This is a genomic window from Agrobacterium leguminum (assembly GCF_005144435.2).
GTDB lineage: Bacteria > Pseudomonadota > Alphaproteobacteria > Rhizobiales > Rhizobiaceae > Agrobacterium > Agrobacterium leguminum.
On record NZ_CP120211.1, the window covers coordinates 3017082 to 3034963 of the forward strand.

17 protein-coding genes are annotated in these 17882 nt (G+C 59.2%); 11 read left to right on the top strand and 6 right to left on the bottom strand.

Annotation, left to right across the window (positions count from 1 at the left end):
* The first annotated feature begins 10 nt into the window (after positions 1-10).
* From ugpE to CFBP4996_RS14475, 5 genes are all read left to right on the top strand, one after another.
* Positions 11-853, top strand: coding sequence for a sn-glycerol-3-phosphate ABC transporter permease UgpE (gene ugpE / locus CFBP4996_RS14455; RefSeq protein WP_003520108.1), 843 nt, complete (start codon positions 11-13; stop codon positions 851-853).
* Between the two features lie 10 nt (positions 854-863).
* Complete coding sequence (locus CFBP4996_RS14460; protein WP_080852764.1) at positions 864-1964, top strand: sn-glycerol-3-phosphate import ATP-binding protein UgpC; 1101 nt, start codon at positions 864-866, stop codon at positions 1962-1964.
* A 109-nt stretch (positions 1965-2073) separates the two neighbouring features.
* On the top strand, positions 2074-2586 hold the full coding sequence (locus tag CFBP4996_RS14465) for a cupin domain-containing protein (RefSeq protein ID WP_035264088.1): 513 nt from the start codon (positions 2074-2076) through the stop codon (positions 2584-2586).
* A gap of 243 nt (positions 2587-2829) precedes the next feature.
* Positions 2830-3789, top strand: coding sequence for a glutathione synthase (gene gshB / locus CFBP4996_RS14470; protein WP_080853263.1), 960 nt, complete (start codon positions 2830-2832; stop codon positions 3787-3789).
* 184 nt (positions 3790-3973) lie between these two features.
* The gene (locus CFBP4996_RS14475; RefSeq protein ID WP_080852763.1) at positions 3974-5506 is read left to right on the top strand and encodes a YifB family Mg chelatase-like AAA ATPase; all 1533 of its coding nucleotides are present in this window, start codon (positions 3974-3976) and stop codon (positions 5504-5506) included.
* 216 nt (positions 5507-5722) lie between these two features.
* Here the strand turns inward: CFBP4996_RS14475 and cysK are convergent, their stop codons facing one another.
* From cysK to dut, 3 genes are all read right to left on the bottom strand, one after another.
* Positions 5723-6691 (bottom strand): cysteine synthase A, encoded by a 969-nt coding sequence (cysK, locus tag CFBP4996_RS14480; RefSeq protein ID WP_003520103.1) that lies wholly within the window; start codon positions 6689-6691, stop codon positions 5723-5725.
* A gap of 141 nt (positions 6692-6832) precedes the next feature.
* Positions 6833-7450 (bottom strand): LysE family translocator, encoded by a 618-nt coding sequence (locus CFBP4996_RS14485; RefSeq protein WP_003520102.1) that lies wholly within the window; start codon positions 7448-7450, stop codon positions 6833-6835.
* 87 nt (positions 7451-7537) lie between these two features.
* A complete protein-coding gene (gene dut / locus CFBP4996_RS14490; RefSeq protein WP_080852762.1) occupies positions 7538-8008 on the bottom strand; it encodes a dUTP diphosphatase in 471 nt (156 codons plus the stop codon).
* A 90-nt stretch (positions 8009-8098) separates the two neighbouring features.
* On the opposite strand from dut, the gene CFBP4996_RS14495 reads away from it, so the two are divergent.
* The 3 genes from CFBP4996_RS14495 (at position 8099) to CFBP4996_RS14505 (ending at position 11328) form a co-directional block, all read left to right on the top strand.
* On the top strand, positions 8099-9682 hold the full coding sequence (locus CFBP4996_RS14495; RefSeq protein ID WP_003520100.1) for a peptide chain release factor 3: 1584 nt from the start codon (positions 8099-8101) through the stop codon (positions 9680-9682).
* A gap of 69 nt (positions 9683-9751) precedes the next feature.
* Complete coding sequence (coaBC, locus tag CFBP4996_RS14500; protein WP_080852761.1) at positions 9752-10957, top strand: bifunctional phosphopantothenoylcysteine decarboxylase/phosphopantothenate--cysteine ligase CoaBC; 1206 nt, start codon at positions 9752-9754, stop codon at positions 10955-10957.
* A complete protein-coding gene (locus CFBP4996_RS14505; RefSeq protein ID WP_078051349.1) occupies positions 10954-11328 on the top strand; it encodes an MmcQ/YjbR family DNA-binding protein in 375 nt (124 codons plus the stop codon). Before coaBC ends, CFBP4996_RS14505 begins: the two co-directional genes overlap by 4 nt.
* Positions 11329-11337: 9 nt before the next feature.
* On the opposite strand, the gene olsE is transcribed toward CFBP4996_RS14505, so the two are convergent.
* The 3 genes from olsE to ubiE form a co-directional block, all read right to left on the bottom strand.
* Positions 11338-12252, bottom strand: coding sequence for an ornithine lipid hydroxylase OlsE (olsE, locus tag CFBP4996_RS14510; RefSeq protein WP_065654590.1), 915 nt, complete (start codon positions 12250-12252; stop codon positions 11338-11340).
* A 165-nt stretch (positions 12253-12417) separates the two neighbouring features.
* A complete protein-coding gene (ubiB, locus tag CFBP4996_RS14515) occupies positions 12418-13992 on the bottom strand; it encodes a 2-polyprenylphenol 6-hydroxylase (RefSeq protein WP_003520095.1) in 1575 nt (524 codons plus the stop codon).
* Positions 13993-14028: 36 nt separating this feature from the next.
* Complete coding sequence (gene ubiE, locus CFBP4996_RS14520) at positions 14029-14805, bottom strand: bifunctional demethylmenaquinone methyltransferase/2-methoxy-6-polyprenyl-1,4-benzoquinol methylase UbiE (protein WP_080852760.1); 777 nt, start codon at positions 14803-14805, stop codon at positions 14029-14031.
* Between the two features lie 143 nt (positions 14806-14948).
* On the opposite strand from ubiE, the gene mutM reads away from it, so the two are divergent.
* The 3 genes from mutM to rpsT all read left to right on the top strand — a co-directional run bounded on the left by mutM (position 14949) and on the right by rpsT (position 17112).
* Positions 14949-15845: a bifunctional DNA-formamidopyrimidine glycosylase/DNA-(apurinic or apyrimidinic site) lyase gene (gene mutM / locus CFBP4996_RS14525; protein WP_080852759.1), complete on the top strand. Its 897-nt coding sequence runs from the start codon at positions 14949-14951 to the stop codon at positions 15843-15845.
* A 31-nt stretch (positions 15846-15876) separates the two neighbouring features.
* Positions 15877-16650, top strand: coding sequence for an enoyl-CoA hydratase (locus CFBP4996_RS14530; protein WP_080852758.1), 774 nt, complete (start codon positions 15877-15879; stop codon positions 16648-16650).
* Between the two features lie 195 nt (positions 16651-16845).
* Complete coding sequence (gene rpsT / locus CFBP4996_RS14535; protein WP_003493474.1) at positions 16846-17112, top strand: 30S ribosomal protein S20; 267 nt, start codon at positions 16846-16848, stop codon at positions 17110-17112.
* The last annotated feature ends 770 nt before the right edge of the window (positions 17113-17882 follow it).

A 17882-nucleotide genomic window follows, 5' to 3' on the forward strand; every position in this document is an offset into this window, starting at 1 on the left:
GGAAAAGACCATGTACAAGACAAAACCCCTCGATCATCTGGTGCTGATCATCGGCGCGCTGTTCCTGATCTTGCCGGTCATCGTGGCCTTCATGACCTCCACCCACACCGCTGCGGAAATCCACCGCAGCGGTTTGACGATGGTTCCCGGCGACAATTTCATCGAGACTTATGAAAAGGTCCTGACCCAGAAGGGCGGCTTCACCGGGCAGATCACGGGTCTCAACATGGTGCTGAATTCGCTGATCCTCGGCATCGGTTTTGCCGTCGGCAAGATCGTCCTGTCAATGACGGCGGCCTATGCGATCGTCTATTTCCGCTTCCGGTTCGCAACGCTCGCCTTCTGGATCATTTTCACGACGCTGCTTCTGCCGCTCGAAGTGCGCATCATGCCCTCCTACGAGGTGATGAGCAAACTTGGCCTTCTGAACTCCTATACCGGCCTCATCGTGCCGCTTCTCGCTTCGGCGACGGGCACCTTCTATTTCCGGCAGTTCTTCAAATCCGTGCCGGAGGAGTTGCTGGAGGCTGCCCGCATTGACGGCGCAGGGCCGGTGAAATTCTTCATCGACGTTCTCATCCCGCTGTCCCGCACCATGATGGCGGCGATCTTCATCATCATGTTCGTTTACGGCTGGAACCAGTATCTCTGGCCCATGCTGATGACGACGGATGAGGGCTTCTTCACCCTGATGCGCGGCATTAAGTCGATCCTGCAGGTCTGGGTCGGTTCGCAAATTCCCGATTACAACGAAGCTTTCGCGCTCGCCGTGCTGGCTATGCTGCCGCCGGTGCTGATCGTCGTCATTTTCCAGCGCTGGTTCATCAAGGGCCTGACCGAAAGCGATAAATAAGGAGACCGAAATGGCCGCGATAGAAATCAGTCAGGTCTGCAAGGATTATCATGGCGGCGTGCGCGCCGTGCACCACGTCGATATCGACATCAGGGACGGTGAGTTCATCGTTCTGGTCGGCCCCTCCGGATGCGGCAAATCCACGCTTCTGCGCATGGTAGCAGGGCTTGAGGATATTTCCGAAGGCACAGTGAAGATCGGTGACCGGGTGGTCAATCAGGCTGATCCGGCTGACCGGGATATCGCCATGGTGTTTCAGAACTACGCGCTTTACCCGCATATGTCGGTGCGCCAGAACCTGGAATACGGGTTGAAGAACCGCAAGACGGCGAAGACGGAGATCGATGCGCGTGTGGCCGAAGCCGCGCGTATGCTGCAGCTCGAACCCTACCTGGACCGCAAGCCGCGCGCCCTTTCCGGCGGCCAGCGGCAGCGTGTCGCCATGGGTCGCGCCATCGTGCGCAAACCGGCGGCCTTCCTCTTCGACGAGCCTCTGTCCAATCTCGATGCCAAGCTGCGCGTTTCCATGCGCGGCGAGATCAAGCGCCTGCAAAAGCGCCTCGGCACCACCTCGATCTACGTCACCCACGATCAGCTGGAGGCCATGACGCTCGCCGATCGTCTTGTGGTGTTGAATGGCGGCCGTATCGAACAGATCGGCGCGCCGCTCGATGTCTATCACACGCCTGCTTCGACCTTCGTTGCGAGTTTCATCGGCTCTCCCGCCATGAACCTGCTGAACGCCGAGTTGCATGGCGATAGCCTCGCCATCGGTCCGTCGCTCTTTGCGCTCAACGGCTTCGCACCTGCCTCCGGCCCCGTAACGGTGGGCATGCGGGCGGAAGATTTCCGCCTCGCTGCGGCAGGTGAGCAGGGCTTCCCGCTTCGGGTCGATTATATCGAGGAGCTGGGGTCGCAGCGACTTATCCACGGCATGATCGGCGACCAGAACCTGACAGTTGCTTTCCCGCCGGATGTCGAGGTTCCGTCTGCGCTTTCCGTCACGATCGCGCCGGAAAAACTGCATTTCTTCTCCAGCGAAACCGGCAAGCGCATCGCCGGCAAAGCGGAGCAGCTGGCGGCGCAGCCCGCGCAAATGGCGACAGTCTGAGTGCTTCGCAGAAATCGGCGCGATGACTAAAATTGCGCCGATTGTCAAAACCGCTTCGTTACGATCCCGATGATAGAAGACCTCCAATATTTCACGGGGGTTTTCTAATATGTCCTTCAAAATGATGTTCGCTGCCGCAGCAACCATGGCGGTCCGGACCGTGCCGATATTGCCGGCCTATTTGCGCCGGTCAAAAGACGAGGCCGTCGTCAGCGCATCCTGTACCGATTTGCGGCTTCAGCCGGCCCCTATCAATCCGGAATGGATCATTTCCGGCAACCCCCAGGCGCGCGCGGCGGATCATTCCAGAAGCGGCGACCGTGCCTCCAGCACCGCCATGTGGGATTGCACGGCGGGTGAGTTCCGCTGGTTCTTCGGCTGGGATGAAACCGTCTATATTCTCGAAGGCGAAGTGCATGTGACCGCGGAAGACGGTTCCATCAGTATCCTGCGGGTCGGCGATGTCGCTTATTTCCCTGCGGGAACATGGGCCACCTGGCGGGTGGATGACTATGTCCGCAAGGTTGCATTCATGCGCCGTCCGTTCCCCAAGGCGCTGGCTTTTGCCTATCGCGTCAAGAACAAGCTGTTTGCCGGCCGTTCCTATAAGCTGGCGGCCTGAACCCATAAAACATTCCAGTCGGCGGGGCCTGCACGGCTTCGCCGACGGAATTGTGAAGGTTCAATAAAACTCACACAAACCACCGCTTGCAGCAGTTGCCTTTGAATGGTCGCTGCCCTACATCTTCAGGGTTTTCTGAAGCATTTCCGGGTTTCTACCGGTCCTGCAGGGAAGCTTGAAAAGGCGAGGCAATGGGCACCGCGGGCCGACAAAGCGTCCGTATGCTGCAAGAGGAACATGCGCATGGCGAAGATCAAGAACGTCGCGATCCAGATGGATCATGTCTCCGGCATCAATATCGCCGGCGACTCCACCTTCGCCATGAGCCTTGAGGCGCAGGCGCGCGGATATCGGCTGTTCCATTATACGCCTGAGCGCCTTTCCATGCGCGATGGCAAGATTTACGCCACCGTCGAGCAGATGGAACTGCGCGACATCAAGGGCGACCATTTCTCGCTGTCCGAACCGGAGCGCGTCGATCTGTCGACCATGGATGTCATCCATCTGCGTCAGGATCCGCCATTCGACATGGCTTACATCACCTCGACCCATCTGCTGGAACGCATTCATCCGAAAACGCTGGTGGTCAACGATCCCGCCTGGGTGCGCAATTCGCCGGAAAAGATTTTCGTCACCGAATTCGCCGATCTGATGCCGAAGACGCTGATCACCAAGGACGTGGAGGAAATCGCCCGCTTCCGCAATGAAATGGGCGATATCATCCTCAAGCCGCTTTATGGCAATGGTGGCGCCGGCGTCTTCCATTCCGCGCGCGACGACCGCAATTTCTCTTCTCTGCTGGAGATGTTCGGCCAGATGTTCCGCGAGCCTTATATCGCCCAGCAATATCTGCCTGACGTCCGCAAGGGCGACAAGCGTATCCTCCTGGTGGATGGCGAGCCGGTTGGCGCAATCAACCGCGTGCCGGCGGAAAACGACGCCCGCTCCAACATGCATGCCGGCGGACGGCCGGAACCGACGGAACTGACGGCACGCGAGAAGGAAATCTGCTGCCGCATCGGCCCTGCCTTGCGCGAGCGCGGTTTTCTTTTCGTCGGCATCGATGTGATTGGCGACTATATGACGGAAATCAACGTCACCTCGCCGACCGGCATTCGCGAAGTGCGGAAATTCGGCGGTGCCGATGTCGCAAGCCTGTTGTGGGATGCGATCGAGAAAAAGCGCGAAGCCCAGGATTTCTGAGGCGAGCTTTCGCCGGTCCAGCTTTGTTCCGCGAGTACAACTAGACACAACTAAAATACATCGTCAGCGAGAAATTGTTCGCTGGATGTTCTTGTTTTATTCTTTGCCCTGTGGCACGTTGCTTGCGGGTGGCCGTGATAGGGCATGAAGCTCTGGTGACGCGGCCGGTTTGCGGGGGCAGGCCATGGTGGCAAGGGTCAATACGGTTGCATTTCAGGGCATAGAGGGTGTGCCCGTCGAGGTGCAGGTCATGGTCGCGCCGGGAAAGGTGGGCATCCAGATTGTCGGCCTGCCCGATAAGGCGGTGGCCGAAAGCCGCGAGCGGGTGCAGGCCGCCCTGCATGCCTCCGGTCTGACGCTGCCGGCAAAAAAAGTCACCGTCAATCTCGCGCCTGCCGATCTGCCCAAGGAAGGATCGCATTTCGATCTTCCCATTGCGCTTGGCCTCATGGCCGCTTTGGGCGCGATACCGGCGGAAATGCTGGCACGTTATGTGGTTCTCGGCGAACTCAATCTCGATGGCACCATCGGTATGGTTTCGGGCGCCCTGCCGGCGGCGATCGGTGCCAATGCGCTTGGCAAGGGGCTGATCTGCCCGGCTGAAAGCGGGCCGGAAGCGGCCTGGGCCGGCGCCGGTATCGATATTCTCGCCCCGCGCAGCCTGATTGCGCTGGCCAATCATTTTCGCGGCACCCAGCTTCTCTCGCGCCCGACGCCCGCCATCCGCGCCAACCCGGTCAATCTGCCGGATTTAGCGGATATAAAAGGGCAGGAGAGCGCCCGGCGCGCGCTGGAGGTGGCAGCCGCCGGCGGACACAACCTGCTTATGGTCGGTCCACCCGGCTCCGGCAAATCCATGCTCGCAGCCCGCCTGCCTTCCATCCTGCCGCCGCTGGAGGCGGCGGAATTGCTGGAAGTGTCCATGGTCCATTCCATCGCCGGCCAATTGTCCGGCGGCAAGCTTTCGGACCGCAGGCCATTCCGCACCCCGCACCACTCCGCCACCATGGCGGCGCTGATCGGCGGGGGGCTTCGCGCCAAGCCGGGTGAGGCTTCGCTCGCCCATCACGGCGTTCTTTTTCTGGATGAGTTCCCGGAATTTTCGCCGCAGGTGCTAGATGCGCTGCGCCAGCCGCTGGAAACGGGCGAATGCATCATTGCGCGGGCCAATCATCGCGTCAGCTATCCGGCGGAAATCCAGCTCGTTGCGGCGATGAACCCCTGCCGCTGCGGCATGGCGGGAGAGCCGGGTTTCACCTGCGCCCGAGGCCCGCGTTGTGTGACGGATTATCAGGCCCGCATTTCCGGCCCGCTGCTGGATCGTATCGATATCCGCATCGACGTTCCCGCCGTCTCTGCTGCCGATCTCATCCGTCCCGTCGCGTCCGAGCCGAGTGCCGCGGTCGCCGCTCGTGTCGCCCGGGCACGCCTTACGCAGCAGGAACGTTACGCGGCGGCGGGATTTGCCGCCATTCGCACCAATGCCCGCTGCACGACGACCCTGATAGAAAAATATGCCGAGCCGGATGCATCCGGACTGCAATTGCTGCGCGATGCGGCCGAGCGGCTGAAGTTCTCCGCGCGCGGTTATCATCGCATTCTCAAGGTTGCCCGCACCCTGGCGGATCTGGATGGAAAACAGACGGTCGGCCGTATCCATGTGGCGGAAGCCGTGTCCTATCGTATCGCTGGCGAAAGGCTGACGGCGGCTGCCTAGAGCATTTGCAGTAAAAGAACGAAGCGGTTTTTGTCAGGAAAGTGTGTAAAAACAAAGAAGTAGAGCACGTCTAACGATTCCGTTTAAGCCGGAGATGCTCCAGAAGGTCGCCTTTTGTGCCTTCCCTGAAAAAACACTGTGCCGCCAGCGGAGCCGGCGGCACATAAGAATATTCGCTAATCTCGCGCGCGATCGTACCGCGCTTGAAAGTTTGGCTTAAAGTCCAAGGCCTTCGAAAAGCGCTGTCGAAAGGTAGCGTTCCGCGAAGGAAGGAATGATGACGACGATGTTCTTGCCGGCATTTTCTTCCCGCGCGCCGACCTTGATTGCCGCCGCCAGCGCCGCACCCGAGGAGATGCCGACCGGCACGCCTTCCAGCCTTGCCGCCAGACGTGCGGTTTCGAAAGCCTCGTCATTGGTCACGGTGACGATCTCGTCATAAATGCCGGTGTCGAGGATGGCGGGTGCAAAACCGGCGCCGATGCCCTGAATCTTGTGCGGGCCGGGGTTGCCGCCCGAAAGAACCGGGCTGTCGGCAGGTTCGACCGCAATGACCTTCACCTCGGGCTTGCGGGATTTCAGCACTTGACCCGTGCCGGTGATGGTGCCGCCGGTGCCGATACCCGAGACGAGAATATCGACCGTGCCTTCGGTGTCGTTCCAGATTTCTTCAGCCGTCGTCTTGCGGTGAATATCGGGATTGGCGGGATTTTCGAACTGCTGCGGAATGATGGCGTCAGGCAGGGTCTCGGCCAGTTCCTGCGCCTTGGCGATGGCGCCCTTCATGCCCTTGGGGCCTTCGGTCAACACCAGTTCGGCGCCGAGCAGGGCCAGCATTTTCCGGCGCTCAACCGACATGGTTTCAGGCATGGTCAGGATTAACTTGTAGCCCTTCGCGGCGGCGGCGAAGGCAAGCGCGATGCCCGTGTTGCCGGAGGTCGGCTCCACCAGCGTGGTTTTGCCGGGGGTGATCTTGCCCTGCGCTTCCAGAGCTTCGATCATGGCGACGCCGATGCGGTCCTTCACGGAAGCGATGGGATTGAAAAATTCGAGTTTGGCGAGAAGGTTGGCCTTCACGCCCTTCTCCTTCGCCAGCTTGTCGAGCCGCACGATCGGCGTGTCGCCGATTGTTTCCGTAATCGAGGAATAGACGCGTCCGCGTCCGGGCTTTCTGGCTTCGGGCATGATGCTCTCCTGTGTAAAGACCGCAAGATTTGAGCGGCAGAATAGGAGCAATAGCTTTCGCAAGCTAGCGAACGTTCGTCCTAATATCCCTAAATTGCAGGAATAATTTCACGATAAATCGCATAAATGCACGAATTTGTTTTACGTGCTGCGGATCGCGATCATGGTGGCGGTTCCGGCCAGAATACCCGCCGCCGTGCGGTTGAGGATTGTCAAGGCGCTCGGCCTTTTCAGGAGGTTACGTGCCTTGGCTGCAAGCAGGATGTAAGGCAGGAGAACCGCCATCAGCACGACGAAGGTGATGGCGAGAAGTGTCGCATATTCCGAAGGACCGATCATGCGGATATCGATCAGCGTCGGCACCAGCGCCACATAAAACAGCATGGTTTTCGGGTTGCCGAGCGTGATCAGCAGGCCGGACAGGAAGGACATGGGCATGCTGGTGCTTTTCTTGGCCTTCAGCTCCTGTGGCAGCAGACCGGCGGTCCAAAGCTTCCAGGCAATATAAAGGAGATAGGCCGCGCCCGCGAATTTCAGAACCATGAAGGCTTCCTGAAAGGTCTGCGCGACGAAGGCCAAGCCCAAGATCACAGCGGTCAGGTAAATCATGTCGCCCAGCACCAGTCCGAGACCCATGAAGAAGGTTTCGCGAAAGCCCGAACCCAGCGCCCGTGCCACGATCGCCGTCATGCCGGGGCCGGGAATGGCAGCGGCGATGAAGAGGGCGGTGGCATAGGCGAAAAGTGTCGTCAGCGTCATGATCGTGTTTCCCGAAAAATCCGCTAAATCCATAACGAAATTGCCCGGTAAAGACAATCAGTCCGCGCGTCTGTCCCAGTGGTGTCGCTAAACCCCGGTGGAGCCGAAACCGCCGGCGCCCCGCGCCGTCTCGGAAGTTTCCGTCACCTCGCTCACAACAACCTGGGTTACCGGCGCAATCACCATCTGTGCAATGCGCATGCCGCGCTCGATGACAAAAACGTCCTGGCCAAGATTGGCGAGGATGACTTTCACCTCGCCGCGATAATCGCTGTCCACCGTGCCGGGAGAGTTGAGGCAGGTGATGCCGTTCTTGATGGCGAGGCCGGAGCGGGGGCGGATTTGCGCCTCGTATCCCTGCGGAACCTCGAAGATGAAACCGGTCGGGATCAGGGTGCGTTCGCCCGGTTGCAGGGTCAGCGGTTCACCGGAAGGTACGGCAGCGCGCAGGTCCATGCCGGCGGCGCCACGGGTTTCGTAAGACGGCAATTCGAGGTCAGCGCCATTGGCGAGGCGGACGAGCCGGAGAGGGGGGCGATTGTCGTTTTGAAGGGTCATGCGGCATTAGTTTGCCGAGATCGCGGCAAGGTCAATTGCAAATGCGGGCCTGAAACGCTAGATAGCCCGCAATTCCACAGGATTTGTCAGATGGCCGAAACACTTGCCGAGGCGGTCTCCCGCCGCCGCACCTTTGCTATTATCGCGCACCCGGACGCGGGTAAGACCACGCTTACCGAAAAACTGCTGCTGTTCGGCGGAGCGATCCAGCTTGCCGGTGAGGTGAAGGCGAAGAAGGACCGCATCCAGACCCGTTCGGACTGGATGAAGATCGAGCGCGAGCGCGGCATTTCGGTCGTTACCTCGGTCATGACCTTCGAATATAACGACCGTGTCTTCAACATTCTCGATACGCCCGGCCACGAAGACTTTGCCGACGACACCTACCGCACGCTGACGGCGGTGGATGCGGCGATCATGGTCATCGACGCCGCCAAGGGTATCGAGCCGCGCACGCTGAAGCTCTTCGAAGTCTGCCGCATGCGCGATATTCCGATCATCACCTTCATCAACAAGATGGACCGCGAAAGCCGCGACCCCTTCGAGATTCTGGATGAGGTGGAAGAGAAGCTCGCGCTCGATACCGCGCCGATCACCTGGCCGGTCGGTCGGGCAAAGACCTTCTGCGGCGCCTATAATCTCGCCGACAGCACCTTCCGTGGCGTCGATACGCAGGTGGAAGCCATGCCGGTTAACGGTCCGCAGGCGGTTGCCGATCGCCTGCCGGAAAATGAACGCCATCTTTTCGTCGAGGAAACGGAGCTTGCGCTGGAAGCCTGCCGTCCTTTCGATCGTCAGGCATTTCTCGAAGGTCATATGACGCCGGTATTCTTCGGTTCGGCGCTGCGCAATTTCGGTGTACGCGACCTCATCAATGCGCTTGGCGATTTCGCGCCGCCGCCGCGCGATCAGGTGGCCGATACCCGCACCGTACATGCGGCTGAAGAAAAAATGACGGCCTTCGTCTTCAAGATTCAGGCCAATATGGACCCGAACCATCGTGACCGCATCGCTTTTGCCCGCATCTGCTCCGGCAAGCTGGAGCGCGGCATGAAGGCGCGGCTTGCTCGCACCGGCAAACAGATGGGCCTCACTGCGCCGCAGTTCTTCTTCGCCTCGCAGCGCCAACTGGCCGATACGGCCTTTGCGGGTGACGTGGTGGGCATCCCGAACCACGGCACGCTGCGCATCGGCGATACGCTGACCGAGGGTGAAAACCTCGTCTTCCAAGGCGTGCCGAATTTCTCGCCGGAAATTCTCCGCCGCGTGCGTCTGGAAGACGCCATGAAGGCGAAGAAGCTGAAGGAAGCCCTGCAGCAGATGGCGGAAGAAGGCGTCGTGCAGCTCTTTTCGCCGGAAGACGGCTCGCCGGCCATCGTCGGTGTCGTCGGCGCGCTGCAGCTCGACGTGTTGAAGGAGCGCCTGATGGGCGAATATGGCCTGCCGGTCTCCTTCGAAATGTCGCGCTTTTCCGTCTGCCGCTGGATTTCCTCCGATCAGCCGGCGGAAATGGACAAGTTCCTCAACGTCAAGCGCGGCGATATCGCCCGCGATCTGGATGGCGATCCGGTGTTTCTCGCGCAGGACGCCTTCTCGCTCCGCTATGAGTCCGAGCGTTTTCCGGCGATCAAGATGGTCGCGATCAAGGAATATCACGTCGCCAAGGCGGCGTGATATCGGCCGGATTGCACTTTGTATGCCAAGGGCTTAGTTTCCCCTGAAACGGGAAACTGGTCCGGCATCATGACGCTTTCAGGCAAACATATTCTCCTCATCATCTCCGGTGGCATAGCGGCCTATAAGAGTCTCGATCTCATCCGCCGCCTGAAGGAGCGCGGCGCTAAGGTGACGCCGGTGATGACGAAGGGCGCCCAGGAATTCGTCACGCCGCTTGCCGTTGGTGCACTTTCCGCCACCCATGTCTTCACCGATCTCTTTTCCCGGCAGGATGAACAGGATGTCGGCCATATCAGGCTGGCGCGTGACTGCGACCTCGTGCTTGTGGCGCCCGCCACCGCCGATCTGATGGCGAAGATGGTACATGGTCTGGCAGACGATCTTGCCTCCACAGTCCTTCTCGCGACGGATCGAAAGGTGCTGGTGGCACCGGCGATGAACCCGAAAATGTGGGCGGCGAAGCCCACGCTGCGTAATGTCGAAACGCTGAAAAAAGACGGCGTGTTTTTCATCGGACCCATGGCCGGCGAGATGGCAGAGAAGGGCGAGGCTGGTTTTGGCCGCATGGCCGAGCCATTGCAGATCGTCGAAGCCGTCGCGGCACTGCTGGATGAGGGGCCAAAGCCCCTGAAGGGCAGAACGGCCATCGTGACCTCCGGTCCCACGCATGAACCGATTGACCCGGTGCGTTACATCGCCAATCGCTCCTCCGGCAAGCAGGGCCATGCCATTGCGGCGGCTCTGGCTGGGCTGGGGGCAGAGGTCACGCTGGTCTCAGGGCCTGTCACCATCGCCGATCCTGCCGGGGTCACGACGATCCATGTCGAGCGCGCCGAGGAGATGCGCGATGCGGTGATATCGAGACTGCCGGCGGATATCGCCGTCATGGTCGCCGCCGTCGCCGACTGGCGGGTGACGGGCTCGTCGGAGCAGAAGATCAAGAAGCAGCCGGGCGATGCGCCGCCGGCGCTGCAGCTGACGGAAAATCCCGATATTCTCAAAACCGTCGGCCACCATGAAAAGCGCCCGAAGATTGTGGTGGGCTTCGCCGCCGAAACGCAGGATGTCGAGAAGAACGGCCGGGCGAAGCTGGAGCGCAAAGGGGCGGACTATATCGTCGCGAATGATGTTTCGGCGGAAACCGGCATCATGGGCGGGGATCGCAACAGCGTGAAGATCATTTCCGCAGATGGCGTCGACGTTTGGCCGGATCTCGGCAAGGCCGAGGTTGCAAAACGTCTGGTGGCCCTGATCGCGGAGAAACTCGCATGAGCCTGTTCGATCGCAAGACTTTCGACAGGGTGCTCGGCAAATGGCCGGGCGTGCGTTTTGTCGACCAATGGGATTCCCATGTCGCCAAGGTGGGCGACAAGGTCTTTGCCGTGCTTGGCGAGCGGGAGGACTGGCGGCTGGTCGTGAAATGCTCGGAAGAGAGCTTCGAAATACTGACCTCGCTGGAAGGCATAGGGCAGGCGCCCTATTTCGCCAAACGCAAATGGATATCGATTGGCGATCATTCCCCGCTCGAACAGGAAGAACTGGAGCATTATGTGCGCCGCTCCTATGAACTTGTCGCAGCCGGTCTGACCAAAAAACTGCGGGGCGAACTCGGTATCGTGATCGATACTGCGCGTGCCCTGTAGTTTTTCGGTTCAGTCGAGCTTGGTGTCCTTGCCGATGATCTGGCGGACGCCTTCCTTGGTGAAGGGCTGCAGGAGCTGCGGCAGGAATCCTTTCGCAATCTTGCCCTTGATGCCGATATCGGTGGAAGAGGGCCGATCGGGGTTATGGTAGGAGCCGAAGATCAGATCGAAGAAGACGAGATTCTCGCCGTAATTGGTGTTTCCTTCCGGAAGCTGTTTTGAATGGTGCCAGCGGTGCAGGCGCGGGGTGCTGAACACGTAATCGAGCGGCCCCGTTTTCATATCGACGTTGCAATGGGTCAAAATACCGATGAATGCGGTAACGGCACCGAGCCACCAGAAAACCTGTAGCGGCGCACCCATGAAATAGAGCGGAATCTGGCTGAGAGCGATCTTGAACAGGGAATCGGCCACATGGAACCGTCCCGTATTGACGACCCAGAGCCGCACGACGCTGTGATGCAGCGCATGGAAACGCCAGAAGAATACGGTTTCATGTGCAATACGGTGGGACCAGTAGAGGCCGAATTCGGCAATCGTCACCGCAAGGGCGACCTGAACGATCATCGGCAGATGAGACGGCCACAGGTCGAAACGCATGGCGGCGAGCGGCTGCAGCACATTGGCGGTCACCATCGGGAAGATTGCCGCTGCGGCGGCTGCGAGCTGGACGAGCCCTTTCGTCAAAAGCGTATGGCCGATGCTGTTAACGGTCTCGCCATCACCCTCAAGCCATTGGATTTCGTAGGGAATATAGCGTTCGAGAAGAAACAGGCTCAAAACCGCGCCCGCATAAACGGTCAAAAAGGCCGCGATCGGATGGCTGCTCGTGAAAGCGAAATAGGACCCCACGAGGCCGCCGACGAACACTAGCGGCCACGAAGAATAGGAAAGGGCCTCTTTCAGTACTTGCGCTTTTGCCATCAAAATCAAATCCCGTCCGGCATCGTCCGTCTATACCGCCGGCGCAATTCCGCGCAGGCATCAAAGCAGCCCTTACCCCGCATCGATCACCTGTCTCGACTAGAGATCAGGCCCTTATCGCTCCAATGCATTACACAAACATGGCACTCACCGGTGCCGAGATGCTCAGCTTATCCTGATTGCGATGTAAAGAAGCGTCAGCGCTATGACCCAGAGTGCCGCCCGTCCCCATTTGGTGTGGCGCGCTTCCGCCTTGCCGATGGCTTCCGCCGTCTGCGCGTCGAAACGCAGGCCGTTCTCGCTCATATACATCAATTCGGAATGCAGCTTCTCCGTCTTGGCGGCGATCTCCGGCGCTGCCTCGGCAAGCTTGAGGGCCGCCTTCACGCCGTCCTTCAGATCGGTGACGATGCGTTTCGGGCCGAGATTGTCCCTGATCCAGCCGCCGACGACCGGGTCTGCCGCCTTCCACATGTTGAAGCGCGGATTGAGCATGCGCGACACGCCTTCCACCACCACCATGGTCTTTTGCAGCATCACCAGTTCCGGCCGCGTTTCCATGTCGAAAAGCTCGGTCACTTCGAACAGCAGCGTCAAAAGCTTGCCCATGGAGATCGTTTCGGCCGGCTGGCCGTGGATCGGCTCGCCAATGGCGCGGATCGCCTGGGCGAAGCTCGCTATATCGTGATGGCCCGGCACGTAACCGGCCTCGAAATGCACTTCCGCCACCCGCATGTAATCGCGGGTAATGAAGCCGTAGAGGATCTCGGCAAGGAAGCGGCGTTCCTTTTTGCCGAGACGTCCGGCAATGCCCATGTCGACGGCGACGATCTCGCCCTCAGCATCGACGAAGAGATTGCCGGGATGCATGTCGGCATGGAAGAAGCCATCGCGCAGCGTGTGCCGCAGGAAGGACTGGATCAGCGTGTCGGCGAGTTTGTTCAGGTCGTGGCCGGCGGCCTTCAACCCTTCGATATCCGACATCTTGACGCCGTCGATCCACTCCATGGTGACGACATCGCGCCCGGTGCGTTCCCAGTCGACCTCGGGAACTCGGAATCCGGGATCGTCCTTGGTGTTTTCCGCAAGTTCGGAAAGGGCGGCGGCCTCGAGCCGCAGATCCATCTCGATCTTGGTGGTCTGCTCCAGCGTGCGTGTCACCTCGACGGGGCGCAGGCGACGGGCGGAGCGGACGAAACGCTGCTGCAGATCGGCGATCAGATACATCGCCTCGAGATCGTTCTGGAAACGCTGGCGCACGCCGGGGCGGATGACCTTGACGGCCACCTTGCGCGGCCCCTTCGGCGTATCCACCATTGCCGGATGAACCTGGGCAATGGAGGCGGCGGCGATAGGATCGCCGAATTCCCTGTAGAGATCGGACACCGAACGGCCGAGCGAGCCTTCGATATTCGCTTTCGCCGCAGCCGCCGGGAAAAAGGCCATGCGGTCCTGAAGGCTCGCGAGATCGTCGGCGAAGTCGGCGCCCACCACATCCGGCCGGGTGGCGAGAAACTGACCCATCTTCACATAGGAAGGACCAAGCCGCTCCACAGCCACCGCCAGACGGTCGCTGCGCTGCGCCCTTTTCGCCTTGCTGCGGGCGAACGGCTTCAGCAGCGCTTTCAACAATTGGGCGGGAGCAGGTAGGTCATCGGAAGGCAGGGCCAGCACGACGCCTTCGCGCACGAGAACCCAGCCAACCCTTGCGAGGCGGAAATATGCGCCCAAAGTACTCATGCTTATGCTTGTCTCCTGCGTCTGCCGGCCATGGTCTTAAAGCTTCCAGCCGGAATGCAGGGCGGCGATGCCGCCGGTGTAATTGGTATAGGTGACGCGGGAGAAGCCGGCGGTGCGGATCATCGTCGCGAAATCCTCCTGATTGGGGAATTTGCGGATCGATTCGACCAGATATTGATAGGGCTCGGCGTCACCCGTGATCATCTTGCCGAATTGCGGAATGGCGTTGAACGACCAGGCGTCATAAACGCGGTCAAGCAATGGCATTTCTACTTCGGAAAACTCCAGCACCAGCAGCCGCCCGCCGCGCTTCAGCACGCGATGGGCCTCTTTCAGCGCGACATCGATGCGCGGCACATTGCGGATGCCGAACGCGACCGTATAGGCGTCGAAACTGTTTGCCTCGAAAGGCAGCTCCTCGGCATTGGCCTCCACGAAGGTCAGATTGTCGGAAAGTTTCTTTTTTGCCGCGCGTTCTTCGCCGACGGCCAGCATTGAGCCGTTGATGTCGAGAACGGTGGCATGCGCCAGACGGTTGGAGGCATCGATGATACGGAAGGCGATATCGCCGGTGCCGCCCGCAACGTCCAGAACCTTGTAGGTCGCGTCCTTGCGTGGCGAAAGTGAAGAGACCATGGCGTCTTTCCACAGCCGGTGCAGGCCGGCCGACATCACATCGTTCATGATGTCGTAGCGTTTGGCCACCTTGTGGAAGACCTCGTTGACCAGCCCCTGCTTTTTGCCTTCGTCCACCTTGTGGAAGCCATAGGACGTTTCCATGCCGCCTTGGGCAGTGGTACGGGCGTCGGTCATCGTCTGTCTCCATATTTATTGCGTGGCGGACCATAGCGGAAACGCCATGGCAACGCTATCTGTTGCCGCATCGCCTGGGCGCGACATTTCGCGTGCACTGTATAGACCACATGGTCCTAACGATAAACTGTCGGATAAGCCAGATGCCAGAATTGCCAGAAGTCGAAACCGTCAGACGCGGCCTTGCGCCCGCCATGGAAGGCGCAAGGGTCCGCAGGCTCCATCTCGGCCGCCCCGATTTGCGCTTTCCATTCCCGCAGGATTTTGCAGCGCTTATCGAAGGCAAGAAAATCCTGTCGCTCGGGCGCAGGGCGAAATATCTTCTGATCGAACTGGAGGACGGGCTGACCATCGTTTCCCACCTCGGTATGTCCGGCTCGTTCCGCATCGAGGCGGAGGCAGATGAGATTGGCAATGCGCCAGGTACGTTTCACCATGCCCGTTCCAAAGACGGCAAGCATGACCATGTCGTCTTTTATCTGGATAAAGGGGAAGAGCGCGTCTGCGTCATTTATAATGATCCGCGCCGCTTCGGCTTCATGCATCTGGTGGAGCGCAACAAGCTCGACCTTTATCCTGCCTTTGCCGAGCTTGGCCCGGAGCCGACAGGCAATGCACTGAGCGCGGATTATCTGGCGAGCCGGTTTGAAGGTAAAAGCCAGCCCCTGAAAAGCACGCTGCTGGACCAGAAGGTTATTGCCGGCCTCGGCAATATCTATGTCTGCGAGGCGCTATGGCGTGCGCATCTTTCGCCTTTGCGGGCGGCGGGAACGCTGGTGACGAAAGGTGGCAAGCCCAAAGCACAGCTCGTCGATCTGACGGAGAAAATCCGCGACGTGATCGCCGACGCCATCGCCGCTGGCGGTTCCTCATTGCGAGACCATATACAGACGGACGGAACGCTCGGTTATTTCCAGCATTCCTTTTCGGTCTACGATCAGGAAGGCCAGCCTTGCCGGACACCCGGCTGCGGGGGTACGGTTGAAAGGGTGGTGCAGGCCGGTCGTTCGACCTTTTATTGCGCCGCCTGCCAGAAGTAACGGAGCCGGAGTGCCGGAAGGGGAGATTGCCGTGGACTATGAAACGATACTGGTCGAGAAACGCGATGAGGTGGGTGTCATCACCCTCAACCGCCCCAAGGCGCTCAACGCTCTCAATTCGGTGCTTCTGAAAGAGCTGCGGCACATTCTGTCTTCGTTTTCCGCCGATGATTCCATCGGTGCGATCATTATTACCGGTTCGGAAAAGGCATTTGCGGCAGGCGCCGATATCAAGGAAATGCAGGGGCTGGATTTCGTCGATGCCTATGTCGGCGATTTTCTCGGCGGCTGGGACGAGGTTGCGGCCACCCGCAAGCCGGTCATCGCCGCCGTATCCGGCTTTGCGCTGGGCGGTGGCTGCGAATTGGCGATGATGTGCGATTTCATCATCGCTTCGGACACGGCAAAATTCGGCCAGCCGGAAATCACCCTCGGTGTCATTCCGGGCATGGGCGGCTCGCAGCGGCTGACACGGGCAGTTGGCAAGGCGAAGGCCATGGATATGGTTCTGACCGGGCGCATGATGGATGCGGAGGAGGCTGAGCGGGCCGGTCTCGTGTCGCGTGTCGTGCCGGCTGCAAATCTCATGGACGAGGCGGTGGAGGCGGCAACCCGCATCGCTTCCCTGTCGCGTGCTTCCGTTCTCATGGCCAAGGAAAGCGTCAATCGCTCCTTCGAGGTGCCGCTTGCGGAGGGACTGAGATATGAAAGACGATCCTTCCAGTCGCTCTTTGCGACAGTGGATCAGAAGGAGGGCATGGCCGCCTTCGTGGAAAAGCGCAAACCCGCTTTCCGGAATCGCTAAGGATTCGGAATATCGGCGCTTTTAAGCGTTTTGCGCGTTGACGGGCGTAAGCTTTAGCGGTATATGCCCGCCCACGGTTAAGGAAAGCCATCCGGCTTGTCCGAAATTACTCCCGCATTCTTGGGTTACGTGAGGTCTTCGAACGACCCGATCCTATGGTTGCGGAATTTGGTTTGAATTCGAAGAGAGGCATACATGGCCAATACAACTTCGGCGAAAAAGGCGACCCGCAAGATCGCTCGCCGTACCGCAGTCAACAAGGCTCGCCGTTCGCGCGTTCGCGGCTTCATCCGCAAGGTCGAGGAAGCCATCGCTTCCGGTGATCTCGCAGTCGCCACCGAAGCTCTGAAGGCAGCTCAGCCCGAGATCCAGCGCGCCGCCACCCGTGGCGTTCTGCACGGCAACACCGCATCCCGCAAGGTGTCGCGTCTCGCACAGCGCGTTAAGGCTCTTTCCGCCTAATCCGGCTAATCACAAATAATTATTCAAAAAGCCTGGTCTTTTGACCGGGCTTTTTGTGATTCTAACTGCCCGTTAACCATTGCTGCCGTAACGTGACAAACGCATGTCAGATGGACGACAGGAAATTTGTAATAAAAACAATGGTTTACTGGAGGTCTCTGGAAAACTCGGGGGCTTTCTCTACGGAAGTCGCGGCTAGTTTTGAGTCAAGAAGATTTTTATTTTTTTGCCAAAATCAGCTCTCAAAAATTGCCAAAATTGAATCTCATTGATTCATAAGCGATTCTGCTTCGCACCTTGTCGGTGATGCAAAACGGTCTTTGCGAGTCAATGGCCGATCTGAGTTTTTGCAGAAAAAACGCCATTGATCTCTCCCCACGATCCTGCCTAAATGCATTTCAACAAGGGGTGCGGATCTCAGTCCACAGATTATCTCGATGATCGTATCGACGATATTCACCTTCTTGCTGGCGGGTCTTTCGGGGTCCGTTTTTTCAGGTCATGGAGCTTTTTGTGCCGTTTCGGTCTCCGGAACGGGCGGGAGTTTTTTGTCCTCAAGAATGCGCCTTAAGGTTGTAACGAAAGGAGCGTTTTAGCGTGTCGCAGGCCTCTCCATGAGGGGGAGGGAAATGGGATAACCGGCTCGCAAACGAGTAGTCGCCTTTGACGTTCTTTCGAGGGGAACGCTGGAGGCAAAAATATACGAGGGGGATCTCTGGCGATCGATCTTTGATCGTCAGGCTATGATTGGCAATTTGAAAGGCGGCAAT

Bases quoted from the DNA above. Each gene is read 5' to 3' on its own strand.
- ugpE (WP_003520108.1), top strand. From the start codon at position 11: ATGTACAAGACAAAACCCCTCGATCATCTGGTGCTGATCATCGGCGCG.
- CFBP4996_RS14460 (WP_080852764.1), top strand. From the start codon at position 864: ATGGCCGCGATAGAAATCAGTCAGGTCTGCAAGGATTATCATGGCGGC.
- CFBP4996_RS14465 (WP_035264088.1), top strand. From the start codon at position 2,074: ATGTCCTTCAAAATGATGTTCGCTGCCGCAGCAACCATGGCGGTCCGG.
- gshB (WP_080853263.1), top strand. From the start codon at position 2,830: ATGGCGAAGATCAAGAACGTCGCGATCCAGATGGATCATGTCTCCGGC.
- CFBP4996_RS14475 (WP_080852763.1), top strand. From the start codon at position 3,974: ATGGTGGCAAGGGTCAATACGGTTGCATTTCAGGGCATAGAGGGTGTG.
- cysK (WP_003520103.1), bottom strand. From the start codon at position 6,691: ATGCCCGAAGCCAGAAAGCCCGGACGCGGACGCGTCTATTCCTCGATT.
- CFBP4996_RS14485 (WP_003520102.1), bottom strand. From the start codon at position 7,450: ATGACGCTGACGACACTTTTCGCCTATGCCACCGCCCTCTTCATCGCC.
- dut (WP_080852762.1), bottom strand. From the start codon at position 8,008: ATGACCCTTCAAAACGACAATCGCCCCCCTCTCCGGCTCGTCCGCCTC.
- CFBP4996_RS14495 (WP_003520100.1), top strand. From the start codon at position 8,099: ATGGCCGAAACACTTGCCGAGGCGGTCTCCCGCCGCCGCACCTTTGCT.
- coaBC (WP_080852761.1), top strand. From the start codon at position 9,752: ATGACGCTTTCAGGCAAACATATTCTCCTCATCATCTCCGGTGGCATA.
- CFBP4996_RS14505 (WP_078051349.1), top strand. From the start codon at position 10,954: ATGAGCCTGTTCGATCGCAAGACTTTCGACAGGGTGCTCGGCAAATGG.
- olsE (WP_065654590.1), bottom strand. From the start codon at position 12,252: ATGGCAAAAGCGCAAGTACTGAAAGAGGCCCTTTCCTATTCTTCGTGG.
- ubiB (WP_003520095.1), bottom strand. From the start codon at position 13,992: ATGAGTACTTTGGGCGCATATTTCCGCCTCGCAAGGGTTGGCTGGGTT.
- ubiE (WP_080852760.1), bottom strand. From the start codon at position 14,805: ATGACCGACGCCCGTACCACTGCCCAAGGCGGCATGGAAACGTCCTAT.
- mutM (WP_080852759.1), top strand. From the start codon at position 14,949: ATGCCAGAATTGCCAGAAGTCGAAACCGTCAGACGCGGCCTTGCGCCC.
- rpsT (WP_003493474.1), top strand. From the start codon at position 16,846: ATGGCCAATACAACTTCGGCGAAAAAGGCGACCCGCAAGATCGCTCGC.